This window comes from Deinococcus aerius (genome assembly GCF_002897375.1).
Lineage (GTDB): Bacteria > Deinococcota > Deinococci > Deinococcales > Deinococcaceae > Deinococcus > Deinococcus aerius.
The window spans coordinates 1-21797 of sequence record NZ_BFAG01000019.1; the positions used below are offsets into that span (position 1 = coordinate 1).

Annotated in this window: 22 protein-coding genes and 1 tRNA gene; 15 read left to right on the forward strand and 8 right to left on the reverse strand. The window is 69.5% G+C overall.

Annotated elements, in window-relative coordinates; all coding sequences use genetic code 11:
* The 4 genes from DAERI_RS19730 to DAERI_RS19745 all read left to right on the forward strand — a co-directional run.
* A partial coding sequence (locus DAERI_RS19730; protein WP_165794301.1) for a dihydrolipoyl dehydrogenase family protein occupies positions 1-742 on the forward strand: 742 nt, incomplete at its 5' end.
* Positions 743-852: 110 nt separating this feature from the next.
* Positions 853-1563 carry a hypothetical protein gene (locus DAERI_RS19735; RefSeq protein ID WP_103131160.1) on the forward strand — a complete coding sequence of 237 codons (711 nt, stop codon included), beginning with the start codon at positions 853-855 and terminating at the stop codon, positions 1561-1563.
* A complete protein-coding gene (locus tag DAERI_RS19740; RefSeq protein WP_103131161.1) occupies positions 1560-2177 on the forward strand; it encodes a hypothetical protein in 618 nt (205 codons plus the stop codon). Before DAERI_RS19735 ends, DAERI_RS19740 begins: the two co-directional genes overlap by 4 nt.
* Before the next feature lie 141 nt (positions 2178-2318).
* Positions 2319-2395 (forward strand) — tRNA-Arg (locus DAERI_RS19745).
* Between the two features lie 104 nt (positions 2396-2499).
* On the opposite strand, the gene DAERI_RS19750 is transcribed toward DAERI_RS19745, so the two are convergent.
* Complete coding sequence (locus DAERI_RS19750; protein ID WP_103131162.1) at positions 2500-3873, reverse strand: sensor histidine kinase; 1374 nt, start codon at positions 3871-3873, stop codon at positions 2500-2502.
* A 198-nt stretch (positions 3874-4071) separates the two neighbouring features.
* On the opposite strand from DAERI_RS19750, the gene DAERI_RS19755 reads away from it, so the two are divergent.
* Positions 4072-7080, forward strand: coding sequence for a CheR family methyltransferase (locus DAERI_RS19755; protein WP_103131163.1), 3009 nt, complete (start codon positions 4072-4074; stop codon positions 7078-7080).
* A 30-nt stretch (positions 7081-7110) separates the two neighbouring features.
* Here the strand turns inward: DAERI_RS19755 and DAERI_RS19760 are convergent, their stop codons facing one another.
* Both DAERI_RS19760 and DAERI_RS19765 read right to left on the reverse strand, forming a co-directional pair.
* On the reverse strand, positions 7111-8145 hold the full coding sequence (locus DAERI_RS19760; RefSeq protein ID WP_103131164.1) for a chemotaxis protein CheB: 1035 nt from the start codon (positions 8143-8145) through the stop codon (positions 7111-7113).
* A 31-nt stretch (positions 8146-8176) separates the two neighbouring features.
* On the reverse strand, positions 8177-9241 hold the full coding sequence (locus tag DAERI_RS19765; protein WP_103131165.1) for a chemotaxis protein CheB: 1065 nt from the start codon (positions 9239-9241) through the stop codon (positions 8177-8179).
* A gap of 129 nt (positions 9242-9370) precedes the next feature.
* Here DAERI_RS19765 and DAERI_RS19770 point away from each other — a divergent pair, with 129 nt between their 5' ends.
* Complete coding sequence (locus tag DAERI_RS19770) at positions 9371-9580, forward strand: hypothetical protein (RefSeq protein ID WP_103131166.1); 210 nt, start codon at positions 9371-9373, stop codon at positions 9578-9580.
* 655 nt (positions 9581-10235) lie between these two features.
* On the opposite strand, the gene DAERI_RS19775 is transcribed toward DAERI_RS19770, so the two are convergent.
* Positions 10236-11081, reverse strand: a complete 846-nt coding sequence (locus tag DAERI_RS19775; protein WP_103131167.1) for a peptidoglycan-binding domain-containing protein — start codon at positions 11079-11081, stop codon at positions 10236-10238.
* Between the two features lie 107 nt (positions 11082-11188).
* Here DAERI_RS19775 and trmH point away from each other — a divergent pair, with 107 nt between their 5' ends.
* The 4 genes from trmH to DAERI_RS19795 all read left to right on the forward strand — a co-directional run bounded on the left by trmH (position 11189) and on the right by DAERI_RS19795 (position 15059).
* Positions 11189-11839, forward strand: coding sequence for a tRNA (guanosine(18)-2'-O)-methyltransferase TrmH (gene trmH, locus DAERI_RS19780; RefSeq protein ID WP_103131168.1), 651 nt, complete (start codon positions 11189-11191; stop codon positions 11837-11839).
* A gap of 146 nt (positions 11840-11985) precedes the next feature.
* Positions 11986-12777, forward strand: coding sequence for a TerC family protein (locus DAERI_RS19785; protein ID WP_103131169.1), 792 nt, complete (start codon positions 11986-11988; stop codon positions 12775-12777).
* Positions 12778-12899: 122 nt separating this feature from the next.
* On the forward strand, positions 12900-13718 hold the full coding sequence (locus DAERI_RS19790) for a TerC family protein (RefSeq protein WP_103131170.1): 819 nt from the start codon (positions 12900-12902) through the stop codon (positions 13716-13718).
* Positions 13719-13814: 96 nt separating this feature from the next.
* Positions 13815-15059, forward strand: a complete 1245-nt coding sequence (locus DAERI_RS19795; RefSeq protein WP_103131171.1) for a 2,3-bisphosphoglycerate-independent phosphoglycerate mutase — start codon at positions 13815-13817, stop codon at positions 15057-15059.
* Between the two features lie 41 nt (positions 15060-15100).
* Here the strand turns inward: DAERI_RS19795 and DAERI_RS19800 are convergent, their stop codons facing one another.
* Positions 15101-15628: a P-loop nucleotide/nucleoside kinase family protein gene (locus tag DAERI_RS19800; protein WP_103131172.1), complete on the reverse strand. Its 528-nt coding sequence runs from the start codon at positions 15626-15628 to the stop codon at positions 15101-15103.
* An 83-nt stretch (positions 15629-15711) separates the two neighbouring features.
* Between DAERI_RS19800 and DAERI_RS19805 the strand changes: the two genes are divergently transcribed.
* Positions 15712-16440: a helix-turn-helix transcriptional regulator gene (locus tag DAERI_RS19805; RefSeq protein WP_201262792.1), complete on the forward strand. Its 729-nt coding sequence runs from the start codon at positions 15712-15714 to the stop codon at positions 16438-16440.
* 107 nt (positions 16441-16547) lie between these two features.
* A complete protein-coding gene (locus DAERI_RS19810) occupies positions 16548-17102 on the forward strand; it encodes a dihydrofolate reductase family protein (protein WP_103131174.1) in 555 nt (184 codons plus the stop codon).
* Here DAERI_RS19810 and DAERI_RS19815 read toward each other — a convergent pair.
* Complete coding sequence (locus tag DAERI_RS19815; protein WP_103131175.1) at positions 17093-17626, reverse strand: P-loop nucleotide/nucleoside kinase family protein; 534 nt, start codon at positions 17624-17626, stop codon at positions 17093-17095. The two genes, DAERI_RS19810 and DAERI_RS19815, sit on opposite strands and share 10 nt — an antisense overlap.
* 101 nt (positions 17627-17727) lie before the next feature.
* Here DAERI_RS19815 and DAERI_RS19820 point away from each other — a divergent pair, with 101 nt between their 5' ends.
* Positions 17728-18096, forward strand: coding sequence for a helix-turn-helix domain-containing protein (locus DAERI_RS19820; protein ID WP_268806608.1), 369 nt, complete (start codon positions 17728-17730; stop codon positions 18094-18096).
* Entirely contained in the window at positions 18093-18518 is a 426-nt protein-coding gene (locus tag DAERI_RS19825; RefSeq protein ID WP_103131177.1) for a PIN domain-containing protein, read from the forward strand. The genes DAERI_RS19820 and DAERI_RS19825 overlap by 4 nt, the downstream gene beginning before the upstream one ends.
* Positions 18519-18953: 435 nt before the next feature.
* On the opposite strand, the gene groL is transcribed toward DAERI_RS19825, so the two are convergent.
* The gene (groL, locus tag DAERI_RS19835; RefSeq protein ID WP_103131179.1) at positions 18954-20594 is read right to left on the reverse strand and encodes a chaperonin GroEL; all 1641 of its coding nucleotides are present in this window, start codon (positions 20592-20594) and stop codon (positions 18954-18956) included.
* Positions 20595-20627: 33 nt separating this feature from the next.
* Complete coding sequence (gene groES, locus DAERI_RS19840) at positions 20628-20915, reverse strand: co-chaperone GroES (protein ID WP_103131180.1); 288 nt, start codon at positions 20913-20915, stop codon at positions 20628-20630.
* A gap of 272 nt (positions 20916-21187) precedes the next feature.
* Here groES and DAERI_RS19845 point away from each other — a divergent pair, with 272 nt between their 5' ends.
* On the forward strand, positions 21188-21793 hold the full coding sequence (locus tag DAERI_RS19845; RefSeq protein ID WP_103131181.1) for a GGDEF domain-containing protein: 606 nt from the start codon (positions 21188-21190) through the stop codon (positions 21791-21793).
* Positions 21794-21797: the final 4 nt, after the last annotated feature.

Sequence of the window (21797 nt, forward strand, 5' to 3'; positions counted from 1 at the left end):
GATGAAGAAGCAGGGCATCGAGTTCGAGACCGAGACGAAGGCGAACAGGGCCGAGAAGAAGCCCGACGGCATCCACGTCGAGATCGAGAACGTGAAGACCGGCGAGAAGCGCACCGAGGTCTTCGACCGCGTCCTCGTGGCGGTGGGCCGCCGCCCCCGCACCGACGGCCTGAACGCGCAGGCGGCGGGCGTGCACGTCACCGAGCGCGGCTTCATCCCCGCCGACCTCCAGCAGCGCACGAACGTGCCGCACATCTACTCCATCGGGGACGTGGCGGGTAATCCCATGCTCGCCCACAAGGCGATGAAGGAGGGCCTCGTCGCCGCCGAGGTGATCGCCGGGAAGCCCGCCGCCCAGGACGCCGTCGCCATTCCGGGCGTCGTGTACACCTCCCCCGAACTCGCCTGGGTGGGCCTGACCGAGCGCGAGGCGCGGGAGAAGGGCTACGAGGTCAAGACGGGCGTGTTCCCCCTGAGCGCCTCGGGCCGCGCGATGACCCTTCAGCAGACCGACGGCTTCGTGAAGATGGTGGTCGAAAAGGACAGCGACCTGCTGCTGGGCGTCCATATCGTCGGCCCCCACGCCTCGGACATGCTGGGCGAGGCCAGCCTCGCGCTGGAGATGGCCGCCACCGCCACCGACATCGCCCTGACCATCCACGCGCACCCCACTCTGGGAGAAAGCGTGCTGGAGGCCGCCGAGGCCGCGCACAAGCAGGCCATCCACATCATGAACCGCTGAGGGTGAGGAGGGGAGACGGGAGCCCACGCCGGGTTCCCGTTTTCCTGTTCGGGAGTTGGGCCGCAAATACGGCAACGGGGAGAATGAAGACGTTGTAGGGTGAAGAGGTCATGAATGTCCCCCTCTCCCTGCGAGTGCTCGGCATCAGTGTGGCCGGGATGGCGCTGCTGACGGCCTGTCCCCGCCCCACGCCCCCACCCTCCGGCATCAACCTCACGTTCACGTTCCCGTCCCTCACGGACACCAGCAATGTGCAACTGGCCGCCCTCGGCTTCGAGGAGACTGGGGAGGACAAGCCCACGGCCAAGGTGGTGGCCCAGACGCCCCTCGGGTACGGCCCCTCCTCCACCTCGGCGACGCTCTGGCTGTGGGGCGACATGCTCAGGTCCTGGGCCGAGAATCCCAAATGCACCACGCCGTTCCTGACCGGCGAGGCGAGGGACAAGCAGGAGGTGACGGTCACGCCGAACACGGCGAAGACCTGCAACCTCTACTTCCTGGTGTACCGCGACGCCAACCGCAACGGCACGCCCGAGTCGGGCGAGGTGCTGTACGAGACGCACGACCGCTACAGCTACGCCACGGAGGCCTTCACCTACCGCTTCGTCAGCCCGGATGGCCGCAGCACGGAGACGGGCACCCGGACGAAGGGCTGGTCGCTGGTGCGTCACCTGGTGCTGCAACCCTCCGCCACGCCGGCCCGGTACCTGGTGGGCATGAACAGCGCGCCGCAGGAGGACGAGGGCCTGCCCATCCGCCTGCACGAGCCCACGAACTTCTTCACCAGCCAGAGCCTGAGCGGCCCCGGGGGTCACCGATGAAGCGCACCGTCCCCCTCCTGCTGCTCGGCCTGGCCCTCACCGCCTGCGGCGCGGCTTCCCCGGGCGCAACCGGGGGCCGCCCCCCGCTCCCCACGGGGGTGGAGGTCCGTCACCCTGCCGCGCCCTCCGGCACCTATCTCAACCTCGTCACCAAGGCGGGGGAGAGCGTGTACCAGAAGGCCGTCTCCACCGGCGCGACCCGCACCGAGGTGGACCCGGCGGCGTGGCAGGGCCGGGCCAACCTGGCCCAGGCGGTCGAGGGCTGGATTCCGGCGGGCGCGACCGACGTGAAGGTCAGCGCCCCGGGCACCGGCGCCCTGTTCCTGCGCTGGCTGATGTGGCAGGACAAGGACAGTGACGGCCAGCGGGACGAGGGCGAGACGCTGGACCTGATGACCCACGACCGGGTGGTGTACGCCGAGAAGGCGGTGACGGTGGACTTCAGGACCGCGACCCCCGACATGGTGCAGCACTGGCAGTTCGCGCAGGGCTGGGGCCGCGCCGAGCATTACGTCTACCTGCCCCTGAACAGCACGACGTACCGCCGCAGCCTGGAGACCCAGGGCCTGGGACGCTACGAGCTGCACGTGCCCACGCCGATCACCAGCCAGTAGGGGCGGCAGGGTCACCACCAGGTCCGGTGTGGGCCAGGCTGGCCCGTCAGGAACCTGAGGCGGCGGCCCTCAGGGGTGAACTGGGAGTGCCTGCGGCCCGGGCACTCCTGCTATACTCCCGGCGGCCCAGATGGGCGGCCCGCGCTCGTAGCTCAGATGGATAGAGCGGCCCCCTCCTAAGGGGCAGGTCCCGCGTTCGAATCGCGGCGAGTGCACCACAGCCAGAAAGAAAACACCTCCGGGTCACGCCGGGGGTGTTCTCTTGGGCCACGGGACGAGGCCTTCGCCCCCAGCCCACCCCGGCGGAGGGCCAACCGCGTGGTCAGCCCCCGGCCTTCTCGTGCCGCCTGGGCGCGGCGTCCTCCAGGAAGGGGGGCTGCTTGGGCAGGCTGAACCAGAAGGTGGCCCCCTGGCCGGGTTTGCCCTCGGCCCACACACGCCCACCATGCCGCAGCACAACGCGCCGCACCTGCGCCAGGCCCACCCCGGTGCCCTCGAAGTCCCGCTCGCTGTGCAGGCGCTGAAACAGGCCGAAGAGCCGCCCCTTCTGGCGCATGTTGAATCCCACGCCGTTGTCCTCGACCAGGAGTACGAATTCCCGCTCGGTCTCCTGCGCGCCCACGTGGATGCGGGCGGGCTCACGGTCCCGGGTGAACTTCAGCGCGTTGGCGAGCAGGTTCAGGAACACCAGTTGCAGGGCGCCGCTGTCCCCGGTCACCCGGGGCAGGGGGTCGGCGCTGAGCCGCACGTCCCGGCCCGCCAGCTCCCCCTGCAGGTCCTTGAGAACCTCCCGGAGGACCCGGTTCAGGTCCACCGTCACGAACTTCACGCGCTGGCGGCTGATGCGGAAAAAGGCCGTCAGGGCGTTCAGGAGGTGTTCCATCCGCTCCACCGAGAGGCGAACATGTCCGGCGTAGCGGGCCTGCTCGTCGTCCCCCGCGGGGCTGGCCGCCACCAGACGGTCGGTAAAGGTGCGGATGTGCCGCAGCGGGGTCAGCAGGTCGTGCGTGACCGAGTACACAAAAGCCTCCAGCTCCTCGCCCAGCTCGCGGATGTGCGCGGTGCGCTGCTCGACCCGCTCCTCCAGGGTGGTGTTCAGGCGCAGCACCTCCTCCTGCGCCCCGCGCTGCGCGGTAATATCGATGATCGCCGCTCGGCACTGGGTCAGCGGCCCGTGCCCGTCCCCGAACGCCAGACACTCGAGCTGCGCGTGGAAGGGTTTGCCGTCGGCGCCGCGCAGCCGCAGCTCCACCGTGCGCTTCTCGGGCGACTCGAAGACGCGCCGCAGAAACAGCGCGAGCGAACTCGCGTGCGCGGGGTCCACGAAGCCCGACAGGCGTTTGCGCGTCAGCGACTCCCGGGGGGTGCCGAGTTGCTGGCTCGCCGTGAGGTTGGCGCGCAGGATCAGGCCGCCCCGGTCGAGGGTGAGGTAGCCGACGGGCGCGAAGTCGAACAGGTCCGCCAGCTCCGCGCGCGCCTGCTCCAGTTCCAGGTTCGTCTGGGTAAGCTGCTCCATCTGGAGCTGGAGCTCGATCTGGTGGACATGCAGCTCGTGCTGCTGAAGCCGGAGTTCGTCGATCAGCGCCCGCAGGTCGGCCGGGTACTCGCTGGCCTCCTCCCCGGGCCCCTCGTCCAGCATGCGCTCGGCCCGGCGCCGCAGCTCTTTGAGGGGGTCATATTCGTCATGAATGCTCATCGGTTCAGGTCCTCTTGGAGAAGCGGCCGGATCGCTGGGGGTGGGCGAGGATAGGCAGGAGCGGTTCGCCCAGGATACCCCGCCAGACCCGGGGTGGGCGGGGCCTGCCCTTCGCGTTCGGCCCGGCGCTAGAATGACCGTCCAGCGGAAAACACGGACCGAGCCCCGCCCCGTCCGGTGCCCCACGGAGGCCGAATCATGCCCGATCACTCCCCCGCCCCAGACCCGATCACCCCGGCCCCCAGTTCCCCGGACTCGGCGGCGCAGGACCAGGCCGCGGGCGCGCCCCGGCCTCCCGCCGCGGTGGTCGGCATCGGGGGCTCGGCGGGGGCGCTGGGCGGGTACGAGCGGTTTTTCCTGAGTTTCCCGGTGGGCAGCGGGGCGGCGCTGGTCGTCGTGCCGCACCTCGGCCCGCACCACAAGGGGCTGATGCCCGAACTCCTGCAACGCTGCACGGCGCTGCCCGTGCTCGAGATCGAGGACGGTATGCGGCTCCAGGCCGACCACGTGTACGTGATTCCGCCGGGCCGGGGCCTGGGCCTGATGGACGGCATGCTGCTGCTGGGGGAGCGCGGGGAGATGCCCGGCATGCCCATCGACGCCTTTTTCGAGAGCCTGGCCGCCGACCAGGGGGAGCGGGCGGTCGCGGTGGTCCTGTCGGGCGCGGGGACCGACGGCACCCGGGGGGTGACGGCGATCAAGGAAAACTTCGGGCGGGTGTTTGTGCAGGACCCGGGGACCGCCGAGTACCCGTCCATGCCGCGCAGCGCCGCCGCGACCCGGCTCGCCGACGCCGTGCTGCCTCCCGAGGAGCTGGCCGACCAGCTCTACGCCGCCCTGACGCAGAGGCCCGCCCAGGGTGACCCCGAGGAGCAGGGCGGCAGGCCGGACCCCGCGCTGCAAAAGATCCTGCTGCTGATCCGCTCGCGCACCGGGCAGGACTTCACCGGGTACAAGAAGAGTACGCTGGTGCGGCGCATCGACCGCCGCATGAAGAGCCACCGCATCGACCGGGTGGGGCAGTACGTGCGCTTCCTCCAGGAGAACCCCCGCGAGGTCGAGGCCCTGATCGGCGACCTCACGATCAACGTGACCTCCTTTTTCCGCGATCCCGAGGCGTTCGAGCAGCTCGCCGAACACCTGCGCAGCTACATCGTGATGAACAAGGCGGACGTGGACACCTTCCGCGTGTGGGTGGCGGGCTGCTCGACGGGCGAGGAGGCCTACTCGGTGGCGATCCTGCTGCACGAGGTGCTGGAGGACCTGGGCAGCAGCCACACCCTCAAGGTGCAGGTGTTCGCCACCGACATCGACAAGGACGCCATCAACGTGGCCCGGCAGGCGGTCTACCCCGAGCGGATCGCCTACAACGTGTCCCCGGAGCGGCTGGAGCGCTACTTCGTGCCCCGGGACGGGGGGTATCAGGTGCGGGCGGACATCCGCGACACGGTGATCTTCGCCCTGCACAACACCTTCGGCGACCCGCCCTTTACCCGGCTGGACCTGCTGTGCTGCCGCAACCTCCTGATCTACCTGAATGCGGAGCTGCAAAAGCGCGTGCTGTCACTGTTTCACTACGCCCTGCGCCCCGGCGGCCTGCTGTTCCTGGGGGCCAGCGAGACGGCCGGGTCGGGCGGGGACCGCGACCGCTTCGCCGCCCTGAGCGTGCGCTGGCGCATCTACCGGCGCGGCGAGGGCGAGGCCAGCCCGCTGCCCCTCGCGCCGCCCCCGAGCGGGCAGGGGCCGGGCCTCGGCGAGGACGGCGCCCGGCCCCCGCTCGCCCGCCAGCGGGTGGACCCGGCGCAGCTCGCGCAGAACCTGCTGCTCAGCGAGTACGCCCCCCCCGCCGTGGTCGTCAATGGCGGGGGCGAGATCCTGTTCGTGAATGGCCGCACCGCCCGCTACCTGGAGTTGCAGCCGGGCCGGGCCAGCATGAACGTGCTGGAGATGGCCCGCGACGGGCTGCGCTACGAGCTGCCCGCGGCCCTGCGCGAGGCGGACACCGAGCGCCGGGCGGTGACCCTGCGCGGCCTGCACGTGGTGGCCGACGGCGTGGACGTGGCGCTGGACGTGACGGTCCGCCCGCTGCCCGCCGGGGAGCAGAACCTGCTGCTCGTCCTGTTTGCCGAGCAGCCGGGCGAGCCGGAGGCGGGGGCGGCGCCCGTCACGGACCACGCCCAGGTGCTGGAGCGCGAACTCAAGCACGCCCGGGAGACCTTGCAGGCGACCATCGAGGAGATGGCCGTCTCGATGGAGGAGCTGCGGTCCACCAACGAGGAGTTGCAGGCCGCCAACGGGGAACTCCAGAGTACCAACGAGGAGCTGATCTCCTCCAAGGAGGAACTCCAGTCGCTGAACGAGGAACTCATCACCATCAACGCCGAACACGAGCGGGTGATCCACGACCTGGCGCAGGCGAACGACGACATGAAGAACCTGCTCGACAGCGCCGGGATCGCCACGGTGTTTCTCGACAACGACCTGCGGATCAAGCGCTTCACCCCGCGCATCACGGGCATCCTCAACCTGATCGGCGCCGATATCGCCCGGCCCATCACCGACATCAGCCTCAACCTGCGCTACGAGCGCGAGGACTTCACCCGCGACCTGCGCGGGGTGCTGGATACCCTGGTGCCGTTCGAGACCCAGGTGCAGGCCCGCGACGAGGCCTGGTACCTGATGCGGATCTCGCCCTACCGCAGGTCCGACAACTTCATCGACGGGGCGGTCGTGACCTTTACCAATATCGGCGTGGTCAAGGCGCTGGAGGGGCAGGTGCGGCACACCCAGGCGTACGCGGAGGCGGCCCTGAACGCCCTGCACGAGCCCGTCGCCGTGTTCGACGGCGAGCAGCGCCTGGTGGCCGGCAACCGCGCCCTGCACGACCTGCTGGGCGCCGACCCCGCGCAACTCCAGGGCCAGCGCCTGTACAACGCGGGGAACTTCGTGCTGGACGTGCCGGAGTTGCAGCAGGTGCTGCGGGACGTGACCGCGACCGAGGAGGCGGTGGTCGGTCACCTTCTCGACCTGCCCGTTCCCGGCCGGGGCACGCGCAAGACCAAGGTGGAGGTCAAGCCCATCATCAGCGAGGACGGGCAGTCGGCGGTGTTCCTGCTTATGCTGGAGGACGTGACCGGCCTGGTGGAACGCGCCGCGCGGGGGGGCGAGGGGGTGACCGGGGACGTGACCCGCGAGGGGGACGGGTAGGACCCGCCCCCAGCCCCGGGAGGCCCCCGGTCAGCCCGGGCCGGGCAGCACGTCGTCCAGCCGCGCCCCGGCGTCCTGCTGGGTCAGCCGCTGCAGGAGCTGGCTCTGGCGCTCCACCTGCCGCGCCTTGTCCAGCAGCCGGGCCGCGTTGCCGGGGTCACCCGACTGCGCCGCGCGCTGCTCCATCCGGCGCAGCAGCAGCACGCCCTCCTCCATCGCGCGCAGCGTCTGGTACAGCTTCTCCTCGATGGTCTCGGAGACCTCCGTGAGCAGGGCCTCCATGGTGTAGGCGTGCCCGGTGTGGCAGCGAAACCGCGCCGCCGGCCCCTCCTGAACGGTGAACAGCACGCCGTGGCACTCCGGGCAGGAGAAGGGCGAGGGCTGGGCCAGCTCCGTCCAGCCCAGTTCCAGCGCGTGCCCGCCCGACGCGATCTTCACTTCCACTTCCAGCCGCCTCTGCTCGTCCTCACTCATGGGGACCTCCGCCCCGGGGGCCGCCCGCTCGCCCACCAGGCGCGCCAGCAGCGCCCCGATGTCGGCGGCGGGCAGGATATGGTCCACGTCCACCTGCTCCAGGGCGCTCAGGGGCATCGAGCCGAACTCGGCGTCCGCCGGGTCCTGCACCACGGCCACGCCGCCCCGGCGCTTGACCGTCCATAACCCCGACGCCCCGTCGTCCAGCACGCCGGACAGCACCACCCCGATCACGCCCGCGCCGCGCGTGTAGGCCGCCGAGCGGAACAGGGCGTCCACCGAGGGCCGGAAGCGGTTCTCCTTGGGGCCGTTTTTCACGCCCACCCGGTCCTCCTCGATCAGCAGGTGGTGGTCGGGGGGCGCCACGTAGATGCGGCCCGGCAGGGCGGGCTCCCCGTCCTCCGGGTGGACCGCCGGAAGGGTCCCGGCCCGGCTCAGGATGTGCGGCAGGTGGCTGCGGCTGTAGGGCGGGACATGCAGCACGACGAACACCGACCCGGGAAACTCCGGGGGCAGGGCCGCCACAAGCCGCTTGAGGGGCTCGACCCCCCCGGCCGAGGCGCCGACGACCACAACGGGAGGCTGCGACATCACCCCATTGTGCCCCAAGCGCCCCCCGGGGTCAGCCGGGCTGCTCCCCCACCTCGGCCCGCCGGGCGGCCTGAAGCAGGTCGCCGTGGTGTTCGCCGGATTGCAGGGCCACGCCGCGCACCGTGCGCGAGCGCTCCCCCACCCGAGCGGCCTCCTGGCGGAAGGCCTCCCCCTGGATCGGCTCCCCGGCCTCCCCGAAATGCTTGGCGAGGTGTTCGAGCAGCATCACGTTCTCGTCCAGCGCCCGCACCGCGCTCCACAGGGTGGCCTCGACCGACTCGCGCAGTTCCGAGAGCAGGGCGGCGGGGGTAAAGGCGTGCCCGGTGTGGCAGCGGAAGCGGATGCTGCGGCCCTCCTGAAGCCTGACCATCGCGCCGTGGCACTCGGGGCAGGTGAAGGTGGACATCGGCCCCAGGTTCAGGACGCCGCCCTCGAAGGCGTTGTCCTCGGAGGCGGTGCGCAGCTCCACTTCCAGCCGGTGCCGTTCCCGTTCGTCCATCTGCGGCCTCCCCCGGTGCCCGTCCGCCGCGGGCTGGCCCGCCTGCCGGACCAGGCGCGGGCCGATCTCGCGCGCGGGCAGGATGTCATCGACCTCCACCCGCTGCACCGCGCTCAGGGGCATGGAGGGGTACTCGGCCTCCTCGGGGTGCTGCACCATGGCGTGGCCGCCGAGCTGCTTGATCGTCCACAGCCCCGAGGTGCCGTCGTCCAGCATGCCGCTGAGCAGCACCCCCGTGACGCCGGGGCCATAGGTGTACGCCGCCGAGCGGAAGAGGACATCGATGGAGGGCCGGGCACGGTTCTCCTTCGGGCCGCGCGAGACCATGATCCGGTCCCGGTGCAGCAGCAGGTGGTGGTCGGGCGGCGCCACGTAGATGCGGCCCGGCTCGGGCGCCTCCCCGCCCCGGGCGCTCCGCGCCTCCAGCGGCCCGGCCCCGTTCAGCAGCTCCGGGAGGCGGCTGGGGTGGTCCGGCGAGAGGTGAACCACGACGAGGACCGCGGCGGGGAAATCCAGCGGCAGGTGCCGGACGATGTCCAGCAGGCCGTCCAGCGCCCCGGCGGACCCCCCGATGACCACGGCACGTCGCACTTGCATGGGCCTACCCTAGGGGGTGGAAAAGGCCCAGCGGGCCTGGAAAGGGTGGGGAAGGGTTCATCCAGCCTTGCCCGCCGGGGCGCGCCGCCCCCATGACCAAAACGCCGGGGCGAGCCCCTAAGCTGAAGCATGACGAAGTTCATCAGGCTGGAGGACGGCAGCTACGTCAACACCTCGGTCATCCGGCGCATTCACCTGGAAAAGCACACCGACCCGAAATTCTGGAAGCTCAACGCCCAGCTCTCCAAGCCCGAGGGCGGCGCCGAGTGGGCCTACCTGGCGGGGGAGTATGACAGCCAGAAAGACGCCGAGGACGCCATCAGGAAGCTGGGCAAGTAAGGGAGCGCCGGGGTGTGAACGCCCGGCGACGCGGCGGCTCTCCGGGGGAACAGACTCGTTGCCCGGCTCCCGGCCTTCCCCACGCCCATAAAAAAGGAGGGAACCTCGCGGTTCCCCCTGGAGTGCAGAGGCACGGGTGTTCCCCGTTCCCCCTGTTCGCGCGCCCGTGTTGACCTTTGAGGTGGGCGCCTCCCTCAAGTGCTGTTGATGCACGGCTTCGTCAAGCCAGAAAACAAACTATACACTCCTTTCTGGCGGAAAGCAAGGGGGGCAGGCGGAGTTTGAGCCTTGATCTTGACCGGGAACCTGTCGCTTGCCCCTCTTCCTCTGCGGCTGTTCCGGCCTTCACCCCTGGTGGGCGCCTTGCAAGGCTGCGGGCGAGAGGGGCGCCGCCTTGTTCGGGACGACGGAGAAGACCCCCAGCCCAACTGCCCAGTTCGTATAGCTCCTCTTGGGGAGAGGGCGGGGGAGATGGATTTCTCCAGCCCCGGGGAAGGCCGCATCCCGTCCTGCTCAAATAAAGGCGGATTGGTCCGGCGCAAACCCGGGGCTGTGGAACCCGCCCTATCCTGAGGTCGTTCCACAACACAACCCGGCCGGGTGAAGTCGGGCATTCCGCTCCCGGCATCCCGCCGGGGGCTTTTTCCAGCCCGGCTCAGCGGATGCTGCCCGCCGGGAACGTCCTGGCCTGGGGGCTGAACAGGGCGTTCCAGGTCGCGCGGTCCACCTGACCCGTGACCGGCAGCCCGTTGGCCGCCTGGAAGGCGCGGACGGTCGCCGCCGTGACCGGGCCGTACCAGCCGTCGCCGCGCCCGCCGCCGCTCGGGCGGGTGAGGGCGATCAGGCGGTCTTGCACCGCGCGCACGTCCTCACCGTTCATGCGCGGGTCCGTCAGCCGCAGGAGGCGCGTGAACGGCGCGCGGGCCGGGGACGGGGCCGCGGCGGGGGTGGGAGTGCGGGCCGTCTGACTGGGGTTGGCCGTCTGCCGTGGGGAAGGGGTCGGGCGGGCCGACGGGGCCGGGGCGCCCGTTACCGGACGGGCGCCGGGGGTCTGGGTACTGGATGTCCGAGTGCTGGGCGCCGTGGTCGTCACGCGGCTCCCCCCGCTGCCCTGCGCGGCGCTCTCGGGTGGCGCGTCGAGGTACACGAGGGTCTGGGCGCGGCCCTCGGGGTCGGGTTGCAGACGCAGGTAGACGTAGCCGCCGGGGGTCCGCACCCAGTTGTACACGCTGCGCTGCTCGTCCCGGCTGCGCCAGACCCCGTACAGGTCGTCCCCCAGGGCGGCGCCCAGCCGGGTGCGGGCCTCCTCGACGGTGCCCGCCACGCCGACACACCGCTTGCCCGGGGTGCCCACCCGGGCGAAGCTGGCCGGGCAGCCCCGCAGCACCCCGTCGAGCGCCTGCGCCGCGCGGGTGGCCGCCCGCTCCACGTCCCCCGGGCCGGGGGCGGCGAGGGCGGGGGCGGTGAGCAGGGTGGCGAGCAGCGCAGCGGCGACCTTCATGGGGTAGTGGTAGCACGCCCAAGCTGACGGGGGCTGAGGGACCGGTCACCCCGCGCTTAGCCTGGCGGCCCCCGTGGTGGGCGGCCCCTTGCGCTACCCTGCCCAGGGTGACGCCCGAACGGTACGAGAAGATCCGGCGCGTCCTGAGTCGGCGCCAGCCCACCCTGAGCGTCCTGATGGACGAGGTCAACAAGCCCCACAACTTCAGCGCGATCCTGCGGACCTGCGACGCGGTGGGCGTCCTGACCGCCCACGCCGTGCCCCCGAGGAGCGGCGCGCTGCCCACCTTCGACGCCACCAGCGGCAGCGCCCACAAGTGGGTGGCGGTGCAAAAACACCCCGACGCCGTCAGCGCCGTGCGCGAGCTCCAGGCCGGGGGCGTGCAGGTCCTCGCCACCCACCTCTCGCAGCGCAGCGTGGACTACCGCGAGCCGGACTACACCCGGCCCACCTGCGTCCTCCTGGGCGCCGAGAAATGGGGCGTCTCCGACGAGGCCGCAGGGCTGGCCGACGCCAACATCGTCATCCCGATGTTCGGCATGGTGCAGAGCCTGAACGTGTCGGTCGCCGCCGCCACCATCCTCTTCGAGGCGCAGCGGCAACGGCTCGCGGCGGGGATGTACGACTCGCCGCAACTCGCGCCCGGTGAGCTGGACCGCCTCGCCTTCGAGTGGGCCTATCCCGACCTGGCCCCGGCCTACCGCGAGCGCGGGGAGGCCTACCCGGTGCTGGACGGGCAGGGGCAGATCATCCGCTGACGGGCTGTTCCCGGGCGGGTGACCAGGGTGCGTTCTTTGCATTGCGTGCGTCTCATTTCGTTTCGGCAGGGCGGGTAGACTGCGGGGCCTTTCGCCCCCTGCCCCGCGTGTCCGCTGCCGGGGAGCCCACGACCCCGAGGACTGCTGTGAACACCGAAATTCTCGTCATCCTGCTGACGCTCGCCGCCCTGGAGGGGCTGCTCTCCGCCGACAACGCCCTGGTCATGGCGGTGATGGTTCGCCCACTTCCGGCGGCCCTCCAGCAAAAGGCGCTGACGTACGTGATGTGGGGCGCGATGGGGCTGCGGCTGCTGGGCGTGCTGCTGGCGAGCTTCATCATCAAGTACTGGTTCCTGCGGGCCTTCGGGGCGGCGTACCTGGCCTACCTGGTGGTCGCGCACTTCCTGAAAAAGGGGGGGGACGAGGGCGAGCCCCGCGAACTCACCGGCAGCTTCTGGAACGTGGTCATCAGCCTGAACCTGGTGAACCTGGCGTTCAGCGTGGACTCCATTCTGGCGGGCGTGGCGCTCCTCAAGCCCGGGATGCGCGACACGGCGACCGGCTTCTGGATCGTGGTGGCGGGCGGGTTGATGGGGCTGGTCCTCGTGCGCTTTGCCAGCACCCTCTTCCTGCGGCTGCTCGACCGCTTCCCCGCGCTCGATGACGTGGCCTACGTCCTGATCGGCTGGATCGCCGTCAAGCTCGCCGTCGAGACGGTCGAGCAGGTCGGCGAGGTGTACCACCTGGCCTGGCACGTCGGCATGCCGTCCTGGCTCTTCTGGACCGGGATGGGCCTGATCGCGGGGCTGGGCGGCCTGCTCGCCACCCGCCGTCCCGCCGTCAGCGAGGCGGTGGCCGAGGCCGACGTGCGGGCCGTGCGGCGCGAACTCGACCGCGCGGCGAACGATCCCCTGGACGGCAAGCTCGACGGGCGCTGAACTGGGGCGGCGCCGGGGGTCACCTCCAACCGGGGTGGCCCTCCTGCCCTGTCCCGACCCCCGCCGGGGCCGGGACACCCTGACCTGTGGCTCATGACCCGCCCGGCTAGACTGGCCTCCTGATGTTCGGACTCGAAATGCCCCCCCTGACCGCCGAGACCTGGGCCATCCTCGGCACGCTTGTGCTGCTGGAGGGTCTGCTCTCGGCCGACAACGCCCTCGTGCTGGCCGTCATGGTGCGCCACCTCGCGGTGAACGTGCAGCGCAAGGCGCTCGCCTACGGCATCGGCGGCGCGGTCGTGCTGCGAATCCTGGGCGTGCTGCTCGCCGCCTTCGTGCTCGAGTACTGGTGGCTGCGCGCCTTTGGCGCCCTGTACCTCGCGTACCTCGCCGTCAGCCACTTCGTGAAAAAGGGCCACAGCGAGGAGGAGGCCGCGGGGAGCGCCCGGGGCCGCGGCTTCTGGCCGACCGTGGTGCTGCTCAACCTCACCGACCTGGCCTTTTCGGTGGACTCCATCCTGGCGGGCGTGGCGCTGATCCCCGCCGGAATGCCGCGCGAGCAGGGCCTCACCATCGTGGTGATCGGCGGGATCGTCGGCCTGATCCTGATGCGCTTCGCGGCGACGATCTTCCTGAAGCTGCTCAACAAGTACCCCGCCTTCGACAACGTGGCCTACGCGCTCGTGGGCTGGATCGCGGTCAAGCTGGGCGTCGAGACCCTGGAGGCCGCGCACGAGGTCTTCCCGGCCGTGCCGACCCTCCACCTGCCCACCCCGCTCTTCTGGGGGGTGATGGCGGCCATCGCCATCATCGGCTCCTTTATCGCCACCCGCCGCCCCGCCATGAGCGAGGCCGAGGCGGAGGCGCGGGCGGAGGCCATCGTTCACCGGATGGACGAGACGGTCGCCGACGCGGCGGATGGGCGGGTAGACGGGCGCTGAGGCCCCGCCGTCCCCCGGGGTCACCTCCCGTGTGGGGTGGCCCCTTGTCCTATGTCACCCCGGTCCCCGTGTTGGTGTGCGGGGTACAGTAACCCCATGAGCGACCTGATCGACACCGTTCGCCACATCGCCAAAAAGACCGACAGCAAGATCCTGATGGTCGTCCTGGACGGCGTGGGCGGCCTGCCCCTCACGGTGAACGGCGAGACCGAACTCGCCACTGCCATCACCCCCAACCTCGACGCGCTGGCCCGCGAGTCGCAACTGGGGCTCGTCGAGCTGGTCGGCGCGGGGATCACGCCGGGGAGCGGCCCGGGGCACCTCAGCCTCTTCGGCTACGACCCGCTGAAGTACGTGGTGGGGCGCGGGGCGCTCTCCGCCGTCGGCATCGGCGTGAGGCTGCGGGCGGGGGACGTGGCCGTGCGCGGCAACTTCGCCTCGCTGGGCAAGAACCGCATTATCGTGGACCGCCGCGCCGGACGCCCCAGCAACGAGAAGAACGCCGAGATCGTCGCCCGGCTGCGGGGGGCCATCCCCGAGATCGACGGCACCCCGGTCGAGGTCTACACCGAGTCCGAACACCGCTTCGTGGTCGTCTTCCGCTCGCAGGGGGTGGACGAGGCCGGGCAGGGCCTGGGCGCCAACATCAGCGACGTGGACCCCCAGGTGACCGGCGTGCCGCCCCACCTCGCGGTCGCCCAGGACCCCACGAGCGCCCGCACCGCCGAGCTCGTGAACAAGTTTGTCGAACGGGCCGAGGCCGTCCTTGCTGAGGAGCCGCAGGTCAACGGGGTGCTGTTCCGCGGCTACAGCGACGTGCCGCACTTCCCCTCCTTCGCGGACATCTACCAGCTCAATGCCGCCTGCATCGCCTCCTACCCGATGTACAAGGGCCTCGCCAGCCTGGTCGGGATGGAGGTACTCCCCGTCGAGGGTGAGGAGGACGCGCTGGAGGGCAAGGTGAAGGCCCTGACCGAGAACTGGGCGAAGTACGACTTCTTCTACCTCCACATCAAGAAGACCGACTCGACCGGCGAGGACGGCGACTTCGCCGAGAAGGTCCACAAGATCGAGCTGTTCGACGAGCTGCTGCCGTCGCTGCTGGCCCTCCAGCCCGACGTGCTGTGCATCGTGGGCGACCACTCCACACCCAGCAAGCTCACCAGCCACTCGTGGCACCCGGTCCCGCTGCTCATCAACAGCCGCTATGGCCGCAAGGACCTGGCGGGGCGCTACACCGAGGAGGAGGCGGGGAAGGGAAGCCTGGGCCTGCGCCGGGGCACGGACGTGATGCCGCTGCTGATGGCGAACGCGCTGAAGTTGCAAAAGTACGGGGCGTAAGGGCAGGCAAGAGGGGGAGGGTTCCGGGTGGACCTTCCCCCTCAGCCGTATACCCGGACCCAGCGGGCGAGTTCGGCGAGGTCGTGGGGGAGGGTGGTGTCCACCTCGCGGAGAGGACCGTCCAGCGCCAGCGGCGTCCAGCAGGCGCTCTCCGGCAACCGGGCATGGTCGAAGGGCTGGTCGATGTGGGGACGCGCCCCGGAGGCCACCCGCGCCGCGTGCCGCCGCCTCAGTTCCTCTAACGGGGCATGGCAGAAGACCTGGACGACCTTCGCCCCGTGTGTCCCCGCCAACGCCCTGATTTTCGGCTCGCTCAGTCCCCGGTAGAAGTGTGTCTCCAGCACGGCATTCCCGCCCGCCGCCAGCATGACGCCCGCCACGTGGTACATGATCTCGAAACTCAGCGGCCCGGCCTGCGCGCGGGTCAGGTCGGGCAGATGCTCATGCAGGAGTTCCTTGTACTCGTCCTTGGTCACGAAGGGCCAGCCCAGCTCCCGCGCCAGCCGCGAGCCGAGGTGGGTCTTGCCGGAGGCGGGGAGGCCGGAGACGACGAGGAGGGTGGGGGGCATGGGCGGAAGTGTAGGGCGGCCTGTGCCGGGGAGCATTCCCCGAAAGGAGGAGGGTCGGGGCGCGGGGCATACTGGCGGTGGTCATGGTCTTCACGTCCGAGAGCCAGGTCTCCGGGTCCCCGCTGGTCGAATCGGTCTGGCGTGCCGAGAGTGAGCGGGCCGGGTCCTTTACCTCGCTCGCGGTGACCCGGTCGGAACTGGTGTTCACGCGCCACGGGGGAATGACCTCCGCCGTGCTGCGCGGGCCGGAGAGCCGGGCGACCGTCGCGCACGTGCCCCCGGACGCGGAGTTCCTCGGCATCACCTTCAGGCTCGGCGTCTTCGTTCCCACGCTTCCGCCCGCGCACCTCCTCGACCGGCACGCGGTGTTGCCCGCTACCGGGGGCACGTTCTGGCTGCACGACGAATCCCTCCCGGTCCCGGACAGTCAGGACGCCGACGCCTTCGTCGACCGCCTCGTGCGCCTCGGGCTCCTGCGGCTCGAGCCGACCGTCGACCTGTTGTTGAATTCGGACCTGCCCGGGCGTCCGGCCACCCTCCGCACCCTGCAACGGCGCTTTTTGCACGCCACCGGCCTGTCGAGCCGTTCGGTCCTCACCATCGAGCGGGCGCGCCGGGCGGCGGCGCTGCTCCAGACCGGGGCCGCGATCCCGGATGTCGTCCACGACCTGGGCTACACCGATCAGCCGCACCTGACCCGGGCGCTGCGGCACCTCATCGGCCAGACCCCCGCGCGCATCCTGGGGGAAGTCTGGCCGCACTCACCGCTCAGCAGTCAGGAGTTGGGGCGGCAGGACCCGGCGGCTGAGTAAGTCGGGGGTGTCGTTCCGGTACAAGACTTCGGTGGCGCCCCCTTTCATACTCCTGGTGTGGTGCGGGAGGACCAGTTCCCTGGCACGACGGCGAAGGAGTGTGGATCATGCGAAAAATCATCGCGGTGGAATACCTGAGCCTGGACGGCATCATGAGCGACCCCATGTGGACCGCCCCGTACTTCAATGGGGAGTTGGGCGAGTTGCAGGACCGGTGGTTGTTCGGGAGCGACACGCTGCTGCTGGGCCGGGTGACGTACGAGGGCATGTCGGGGGCGTGGATGGCGCGCCCTGATGACGACGGGTTCACGGCCCGCATCAACGCCCTGCCCAAGCACGTCGTCACGCGCACCCTGACCGACCTGACCTGGAACGCCACGCCCCTCTCGGGTGACATCGCCGGGGAAGTCCGGGCGCTGAAGGGGGGCGAGGGCACGAACATCCTGATCTACGGCAGCGGCGTGCTCGTGCGTTCGCTGCTGGAGCATGGCCTGATCGACGAGTTCCACCTGATCGTCTGCCCGGTCGTGGTGGGCGAGGGCAGGCGCCTGTTCTCGGGGGAAAGCCGCGCCGCGCTGCATCTGGCGGAGGTCCAGACGACGGCCACGGGGGTCGTGGTGCTGAGCTACCGGCCCGAACAGCCGACCCCCACTCAGGGGTGAGCTTGGCCCGCCAGGAGCAGGCGCAGGGCCTCGAAGTTCTCCTCGGGCGTTCGCCCCGCCGTATCCAGCACGAGGCGGGGGGAGGTCCAGACCTCGTACTCCCGGGCGTAGGTCTGGAGCTGTTCCCAATCCGGCGGGGACCACTGGCCGGTATGGCTGCCCGGGTCGGCCCGGCGGGTTTCCACCCGTCGCCGATGTTCCTGCATGTCTGAACAGACCACCTCGACGTTGATGAGGTGGCTCCCCGTCCGCTGCGCCACGTCATTCCATGCCGCTCGCGTCGCCTCTACGGGATTCACGCAGTCCGCCACGACGCTCAGCCCCAGGAGGAGGTTATCTTCGGCCACGGCGTACTCGACCGCGTACCCCTCCACGGTGATCGGCCGGTGTCCGGCGTTCAGCAGCGCCGCCTCTACCGTATCCACCCGGAGGTAGATCGCCCGCTCCTGCCCGGCGAGTTGCCGGGCCAGCGTACTCTTGCCGGTTCCGGGGAGGCCGGAGAAGACGATGAGGATAGGGGGCATTGAAGAAGAGTAAGGCCCCTTCAGGAGCTTTTGTTTGCCGGAGCGTACATATATTGTGCTTAAATTGGCTCTTTTGGTAATCTGCTCCTATGGTGGTGTCAATGGGGCAAACTGTGTTCACACCAGCGGAAGTGGCAGCGGTCCTGCGCGTGACACCGGAAACAATCCGCCGCAGGATCATGGCGGGGGACCTGCGGGCGCTCGAAGTGGGGGGTAAAGAGCGCAAGCAGTACCGCATCACGGCGACCGATCTCGCCGATTGGTTGGGCCTGGAGCGGGCCTCCCAACTCTTTGGCATCGGAGCGGGCCTCCTCGCGCTGGAGCGGGCTCTGGCCGAACACACCGGGGAGGAGGTAGAGGTGGCCGTAGCGGAGGCGGTCCAGGCGGTCCGGTCCCAGCAGCACTCCCAACGTGACGCGCTGCCCGCCCTCACCCAGGCGGACATCCAGAAGCGGTTCCCGAAGACTTGAGGCGCCTGATTCTCGATACCCAGTGTCTCCTGAGTGCGGTCGCCGCTCATGCTCAGGGCCGCGATACGAAGCTCGCCCATGTGTGGCGAACCTTCCGCGCCCGTGAGACCCAACTCGTGTTCGGCGAGGCGTTGCTGCTCGAAACCCAGCGTGTGCTGGACTATGCCAGCGTGGCGCGCCTCGGGATCACCTCGGGGATGGCGTTTGCCGCTGCCGCCGATCTTCTGCTCCTGGGGGAGTACCATGCCCCGGTCGTGCGGCACTCCTGGCCCTCCCTGAGCGACCCGAACGACTGGCACCTGCTCGACCTGCTGTACGTTGCCCAACCGGATGCTCTGGTCACGCGGGACGCCCGGGTGTTGGCGGCGGGGAGGGCGCTGGGGATGCCCGTGAAGATGCCGGAAGAGGTTGAGAGTGAGTGATCGCGGGGTTGAAGCTGGGCCATGTCTTCCCCATACGTTACGTCTATAGCGAGAGAAGGAATGAATGCTCAGCTCTGATGTAGAAGGCTTCCTCTCTGTCCACCGCGTGCTGACGACTGAGGACGGGGAGGTTCTTCTCACGCGCGATGACGCCTACCGTCTACTGGCCGCCCTCTTGCAAAGCGGCGGCCCCTTACCTGTCTATGTGGACGTGTACTCGAGAGCCACCGGTACGGGGTTACAGTTCGTGGAGGACTTGACCATGCGAGACATCCACAATACGAAGCTAGGGCGAAGGGAGTACTTGGGAGAATATCTGTACTTATCTGTGTGCATGTGATCCCACACATCTCGTCTCCCTAAGGACTTCGCTGACAGATAGGAAATGAAGAAGGCCGGAGCATCACGCCCCGGCCTCCGTTGTCCTGCTCTTGGTTAGAAGTCCATCCCGCCCATGTCGGGCGCGCCGCCACCCGCGGGGGCCGCAGCCGCCTTCTCGGGCTTGTCGCTGACGATGGCTTCCGTCGTCAGGATCAGGGCGCCGATGCTCGCCGCGTTCTGGAGCGCGGTGCGGGTCACCTTGGCGGGATCCACGATACCGGCGGCGATCATGTCGTCCACGTACTCGCCCGTCGCGGCGTTGAAGCCGAAGCGGGGCTTGTCGGAGTTGATGACCGCGTTCACGACGACGCTGCCTTCCTCACCGGCGTTCGCGGCGATCTGGCGGGCGGGCTCCTCCAGGGCGCGGATCAGGATGCGCGCACCGGTGGCCTCGTCGCCCTCCAGGCCCTCGGCGGCCTTGCGCACGGCGGGGATCACGCGCAGCAGCGTGGTGCCGCCGCCCGCGACGATGCCTTCCTCGACCGCCGAGCGAGCGGTGGAGAGGGCGTCCTCGTAGCGGTGCTTCTTCTCCTTGAGTTCGGTCTCGGTCGCCGCGCCCACGCGGATCACGGCCACGCCGCCCGCCAGCTTGGCGAGGCGCTCCTGGAGCTTCTCGCGGGCGTAGTCGGAGTCGGTGGTGTCGAGTTCCGCCTTGATCGCGTTCACGCGGGCGTCGATCTCGGCCTGGTTGCCCTGGCCGTCGATGATGGTGGTCTCGTCCTTGGTGATGCGGATGCGCTTGGCGCGGCCCAGCATGTCCATGCCGACGTTCTCCAGGCGGTGCCCCAGGTCCTCGGACACAACCTGACCACCGGTCACGGCGGCGATGTCGCGCAGCATCTCCTTGCGGCGGTCACCGAAGCCGGGGGCCTTCACGGCGGCGATGTTCAGGGTGCCGCGCAGCTTGTTCACGACCAGGGTGGCGAGCGCCTCGCCCTCCACGTCCTCGGCGATGATCAGGAGGGGACGGCCCGTCTGCGCGACCTTCTCCAGTACGGGGAGCAGGTCCTTCAGCGCGCTGATCTTCTTCTCGTTGATCAGGATGTAGGCGTCCTCCAGGACGGCCTCCATCTTGTCGGGGTTGGTGATGAAGTAGGGGTTGATGAAGCCCTTGTCGAACTGCATCCCCTCGACGACGTCCACCTCGGTGTCGAAGCTCTTCGACTCCTCGATGGTGATGACGCCCTCCTTGCCGACCTTGTCCATCGCGTTGGCGATCTCCTCGCCGACCTGGGGATCGTTGGCCGAGATGCCCGCGACCTTCTTGATCGCGTCGCTGTCCTCGACGGACACGGCCTGGCGCTTGATCTCCTCGACGGCCACATTCACGGCCTTGTCGATGCCGCGCTTCAGGGCGAGGGGGTTGGCGCCCGCCGCCACGTTGCGCAGGCCTTCCTTCACGATGGCCTGGCCGAGCACGGTGGCGGTGGTGGTGCCGTCACCCGTGATGTCGTTCGTCTTGGAGGCGATCTCCTTCAGGAGCTGCGCGCCGATGTTCTCGAGCTTGTCCTCCAGCTCCACTTCCTTGGCGACGGTCACGCCGTCCTTGGTGATGGTGGGGGAGCCGAACTTCTTCTCGATCACGACGTTGCGGCCGCGCGGCCCCAGGGTGACCTTGACGGCGTTGGCGACGGCGTTGACACCGCGTTCCAGGCTGCGGCGGGCGTTTTCCTCAAACACGAGTTGCTTGGGCATGGGGTTCCTCCTCGGGTGAAGTGAAGGTGGGGATTACTCGACGATGGCGAGAATGTCGCGCTCGCTGAGGATGGAGTAGTTCTTGCCGTCCAGGTTGACTTCCGTGCCGCCGTACTTGGCGAAGTACACGGTGTCGCCCTCCTTCACGTCCAGCGCGACGCGCGTTCCGTTGTCGAGCAGCTTGCCGTTGCCGACGGCCATGACCTTCCCGCGCTGGCTCTTCTCCTTGGCGGTGTCAGGCACGTACAGGCCCCCGGCGGTCTTCTGCTCGGTTTCCTCGATGATCTCCACGAGAACGCGGTCGCCCAATGGTTTCAACATGGGTATGTACCTCCTGTGAAATGAAGTGATGGAACGGACAGCTCACCGGCTTACCCGGCAGTTTTTGCCGTTGCAGACGGAATCCTAGCCCCTCAGGCTCAAGAATGTCAACACCAGGAGTACAAGAATCTGAGTCTGGGACGCTCAAGCCCCACTGGGACGCTGCTTTCCCGTCCTTCTGGTCGCCGTAATAGTTCTGACGTATATATAATACTTCTATATACCAGGACCCCAAACTGACCTTTTTCTGATTCTGAAAAGGAGAACCCGCCATGCCCCGTCCCAACATCCTGGCCCGCCCCGCCTTCGAGGAGGCCTTCGAGGCCCTGAACGGTGCCCCGGTGACCCTGGCCGTCCTGGACCTCGACCATTTCAAGCAGCTCAACGACACGCTGGGCCACGCCGAGGGGGACCGGGTGCTGCGCGGGGTGGAGCGGCTGCTCTCGGGGAGCCTGCCCAGCGGCAGCATCGTGGGGAGGATCGGCGGGGACGAGTACGCCGTCCTGCTGCCCGAGACCGCCGCCGAGACCGCCCTGATCCTCTTCGACGAGGTCATCAAGCACTTCCACATCCACCGCGACCCGCACTGGCCGCGCACCCTGGGCCTGAGCGTGGGGCTGGCGGCCCGTCCCGCCCACGCCCACACCTTCGCCGACCTCTACCGCGCCGCCGACGAGGCGCTGCTGCGGGCCAAGCGCGAGGGCCGCTCGCGGGCGTGCATCTATGTGGAGGGCAAGATGGTGCTGAAGAGCAACTATTACCCCAAGAGCCAACTCGAGCGGCTGACCAAGCTCTCGGGGGCGCTGGGCCGGACGGAGGCGTCGCTGCTGCGGGAGGCGCTCGACAGCCTGATCGAGCGGTACCGGGAGGCGTTGTGAGGCG

What these genes read in the sequence shown, in the direction of transcription:
- DAERI_RS19810 (WP_103131174.1), top strand. Translation starts at nt 16,548, where the DNA reads ATGCGAAAAATCATCGCGGTGGAATACCTGAGCCTGGACGGCATCATG.
- DAERI_RS19765 (WP_103131165.1), bottom strand. Translation starts at nt 9,241, where the DNA reads ATGCAAGTGCGACGTGCCGTGGTCATCGGGGGGTCCGCCGGGGCGCTG.
- groES (WP_103131180.1), bottom strand. Translation starts at nt 20,915, where the DNA reads ATGTTGAAACCATTGGGCGACCGCGTTCTCGTGGAGATCATCGAGGAA.
- DAERI_RS19740 (WP_103131161.1), top strand. Translation starts at nt 1,560, where the DNA reads ATGAAGCGCACCGTCCCCCTCCTGCTGCTCGGCCTGGCCCTCACCGCC.
- groL (WP_103131179.1), bottom strand. Translation starts at nt 20,594, where the DNA reads ATGCCCAAGCAACTCGTGTTTGAGGAAAACGCCCGCCGCAGCCTGGAA.
- DAERI_RS19755 (WP_103131163.1), top strand. Translation starts at nt 4,072, where the DNA reads ATGCCCGATCACTCCCCCGCCCCAGACCCGATCACCCCGGCCCCCAGT.
- DAERI_RS19775 (WP_103131167.1), bottom strand. Translation starts at nt 11,081, where the DNA reads ATGAAGGTCGCCGCTGCGCTGCTCGCCACCCTGCTCACCGCCCCCGCC.
- DAERI_RS19760 (WP_103131164.1), bottom strand. Translation starts at nt 8,145, where the DNA reads ATGTCGCAGCCTCCCGTTGTGGTCGTCGGCGCCTCGGCCGGGGGGGTC.
- DAERI_RS19805 (WP_201262792.1), top strand. Translation starts at nt 15,712, where the DNA reads ATGGTCTTCACGTCCGAGAGCCAGGTCTCCGGGTCCCCGCTGGTCGAA.
- DAERI_RS19820 (WP_268806608.1), top strand. Translation starts at nt 17,728, where the DNA reads ATGGGGCAAACTGTGTTCACACCAGCGGAAGTGGCAGCGGTCCTGCGC.
- DAERI_RS19795 (WP_103131171.1), top strand. Translation starts at nt 13,815, where the DNA reads ATGAGCGACCTGATCGACACCGTTCGCCACATCGCCAAAAAGACCGAC.
- DAERI_RS19815 (WP_103131175.1), bottom strand. Translation starts at nt 17,626, where the DNA reads ATGCCCCCTATCCTCATCGTCTTCTCCGGCCTCCCCGGAACCGGCAAG.
- DAERI_RS19770 (WP_103131166.1), top strand. Translation starts at nt 9,371, where the DNA reads ATGACGAAGTTCATCAGGCTGGAGGACGGCAGCTACGTCAACACCTCG.
- DAERI_RS19800 (WP_103131172.1), bottom strand. Translation starts at nt 15,628, where the DNA reads ATGCCCCCCACCCTCCTCGTCGTCTCCGGCCTCCCCGCCTCCGGCAAG.
- DAERI_RS19790 (WP_103131170.1), top strand. Translation starts at nt 12,900, where the DNA reads ATGTTCGGACTCGAAATGCCCCCCCTGACCGCCGAGACCTGGGCCATC.
- DAERI_RS19845 (WP_103131181.1), top strand. Translation starts at nt 21,188, where the DNA reads ATGCCCCGTCCCAACATCCTGGCCCGCCCCGCCTTCGAGGAGGCCTTC.
- DAERI_RS19735 (WP_103131160.1), top strand. Translation starts at nt 853, where the DNA reads ATGAATGTCCCCCTCTCCCTGCGAGTGCTCGGCATCAGTGTGGCCGGG.
- DAERI_RS19750 (WP_103131162.1), bottom strand. Translation starts at nt 3,873, where the DNA reads ATGAGCATTCATGACGAATATGACCCCCTCAAAGAGCTGCGGCGCCGG.